Source organism: Paenibacillus sp. OT2-17 (assembly GCF_009827695.1).
Taxonomy (GTDB): Bacteria; Bacillota; Bacilli; order Paenibacillales; family Paenibacillaceae; genus Paenibacillus; species Paenibacillus polymyxa_B.
On the sequence record NZ_WUDQ01000505.1, the window covers coordinates 1 to 2,710 of the forward strand.

Sequence of the window (2,710 nt, forward strand, 5' to 3'; positions counted from 1 at the left end):
AATCTGGAGGAGCGCGAGAAGCTGGGCTTCCCGCTGTTGAAGAAAGGAGGTGCGGCAAATGTCTAAGGATTTATTGTTTGAGATCGGGTTGGAAGAAGTCCCTGCACGTTTTATCCCGAATGCAATTCAGCAGTTGAAGCAGCGTATGACGGCGTGGCTTGACAGTTCGCGTATTGCTTATGGTGCTGTAGAGGTTTATGCTACACCTCGCCGTTTGGCGGTACTTGTCAAGGAAGTAGCGGAGAAGCAAGAAGATATTAACGAAGAAGTTAAAGGTCCTTCCCGCAAAATCGCACTCGACGAGGCTGGTAACTGGAGCAAGGCTGCACTAGGCTTTGCTCGCAGCCAAGGTGTTGATCCTGAACAGTTCACGTTCAAGGAGCTTGGAGGCGTGGAATATATTTACGCAACTAAGAGCAGCATAGGTGTACCAACAGCGGATGTACTGTCCGAAGGTTTATTGCACATTTTACATGCCATGACATTCCCTAAATTCATGCGCTGGGCAAGTTATGACTTTAAATTTGTTCGTCCGATCCGCTGGTTGATTGCCTTGTTTGGTAGCGATATTGTTAATTTGGAGATTGCCGGCGTGCAGTCAGGAAATGTGACAAGAGGGCATCGTTTCCTGGGACAGGATGCCGTAGTAGAAAGTCCAGCTGACTATGTTGAAGTGCTTCGCAAGCAGCATGTCATTGTGGACATTGAGGAACGTCAATCGCTTATTGTAAAGCAGATTGAAGCGCTGGCTGCCGAAAAAGATTGGACGATTGCGGTCAAGGATGATTTGCTGGAAGAAGTGCTGTATTTGGTGGAAACCCCAACAGTACTGTTCGGAGGTTTTGATCCTGCGTTCCTGAACATTCCGAAGGATGTACTCATTACTTCCATGCGCGAACATCAACGCTATTTCCCAGTGCTGGATCACACAGGAGAGCTATTGCCATACTTTGTTACGGTACGTAACGGAGGAAGTCAATCGCTGGAAGTCATTGCTAAAGGGAATGAAAAAGTATTGCGTGCGCGGCTGTCTGATGCCAAATTCTTTTATGAAGAAGATCAGAAGCTGGAAATTAAGGATGCACTCTCCAAATTGGAAAGTATCGTTTTCCACGAAGAGCTGGGAACGGTTGGAGACAAAGTGCGCCGTATTCGCCGTATTGCTGATGCTCTGGCAGAGAAGCTTCGCGTTTCCCCAGATACACAGGAATCGGTTAGTCGTGCAGCGGATATTTGTAAATTTGACCTGGTAACACAAATGGTATATGAGTTCCCGGAACTGCAAGGTGTGATGGGTGAGGATTATGCTCGTAAGGCTGGAGAGAAGGAAGAAGTGGCAAGAGCGGTGTTTGAGCATTACCAGCCGCGTTTTGCAGGAGAAACAGTTCCTTCAACGAATGCTGGAGCGATTGTAAGTATCGCAGACAAGATAGATACCATTACAGGCTGCTTCTCCATCGGTATTATTCCAACAGGTTCACAGGACCCTTACGCGCTTCGTCGCCAGGCAGCAGGTATTGTGCAGATATTGTTGGATCGCAAGCTTTCGGCTACGTTGTCTGATGTGTTCAATATCGCGCTCGATGTGCACGGCAACCTTGGAAATATGAAACGTTCCGCGGATGAAATACGTAAAGAATTACATGAGTTTTTCGGATTACGCGTGAAGAAACTATTGTCTGAGACACTTCGTTATGACGTTGTGGATGCAGTGCTTGCAGCTGGATATGACGACGTCGCTTCCGTTGTTAACCGCGGAACTGCGTTAATGACTGCCGTTCAAACAGGTGAGGTATTCAAAACAACAGTTGAGTCCTTTAATCGTGTAGGTAATCTGGCTGCTAAAGCAGTTCATAAGTCAGTTAATACGGGTGAGTTTACGGAGCAAGGCGAAAAAACGCTTTACGAAGCATGGTATAGCGCTTATGAATCTTATAGCGTAGCTTTACAGGAAGGTGATGCGACACGGGCGTTAGCGCTTGCTTCATCCATTACCCCTGCGGTGACGGCATTCTTTGATTCCGTTATGGTTATGGCTGAGGATGATGCTGTTCGTAATAATCGTTTGGCATTGCTGGCTGCTATTGACTCAGAACTGAAGCGTTTTGCCGATTTTTCCAAGCTTGTAGTTTAAACGTCAGTTGTGGTAGTATGAACAACTTGAAAAAATGGGTATAAATATACGGAACGGTGTAAGAGTAATCTTGCAGCCGTTCCGTATTTTACTCGAATGCGGATGGAGATGGGGGATGCTCATGGAGGGAACCGGAACTTTACTGGATGTGCGGATCGTTGTTGACGGGGACGCTTGTCCTGTTAAAAGTGAAATTGCGGAGATAGCTTCCCGTTTTCATATTGAGGTTATTATGGTATCTTCATATGATCATCTCATTCAGGGCAGCAAAGGCGTAAGCATCGTTAAAGTAGACCGAAGCGACCAAAGTGCCGATCTCTATATTGCCAATCATATCCGCCGCGGCGATATTGTAACCACCAATGATTATGGTCTTGCTGCACTTGCCTTGGCAAAAGGTTGTGAAGTGATGTCTTTTCGCGGAGCTATGTATCGAAACGATTCGATAGATTTCATGCTTGACCGACGTCATACTTCTGCCAAAGAACGGAAAAAAGGACGTTATGGAAAAGGTCCTAAACCGTTTACATTAGAGGATCGTGAAGTTTTTCAACATAAACTGACAAAACTTTTACT

Annotated in this window: 2 protein-coding genes; both read left to right on the forward strand. The window is 46.1% G+C overall.

Features of this window, described 5'->3' with window-relative positions; genetic code table 11:
• The first annotated feature begins 58 nt into the window (after positions 1-58).
• Complete coding sequence (gene glyS / locus GRP75_RS23775; protein WP_160790547.1) at positions 59-2,134, forward strand: glycine--tRNA ligase subunit beta; 2,076 nt, start codon at positions 59-61, stop codon at positions 2,132-2,134.
• A gap of 121 nt (positions 2,135-2,255) precedes the next feature.
• Positions 2,256-2,710, forward strand: a 455-nt coding sequence (locus GRP75_RS23780) for a YaiI/YqxD family protein (protein WP_160790548.1), incomplete at its 3' end; no start/stop codon positions are given.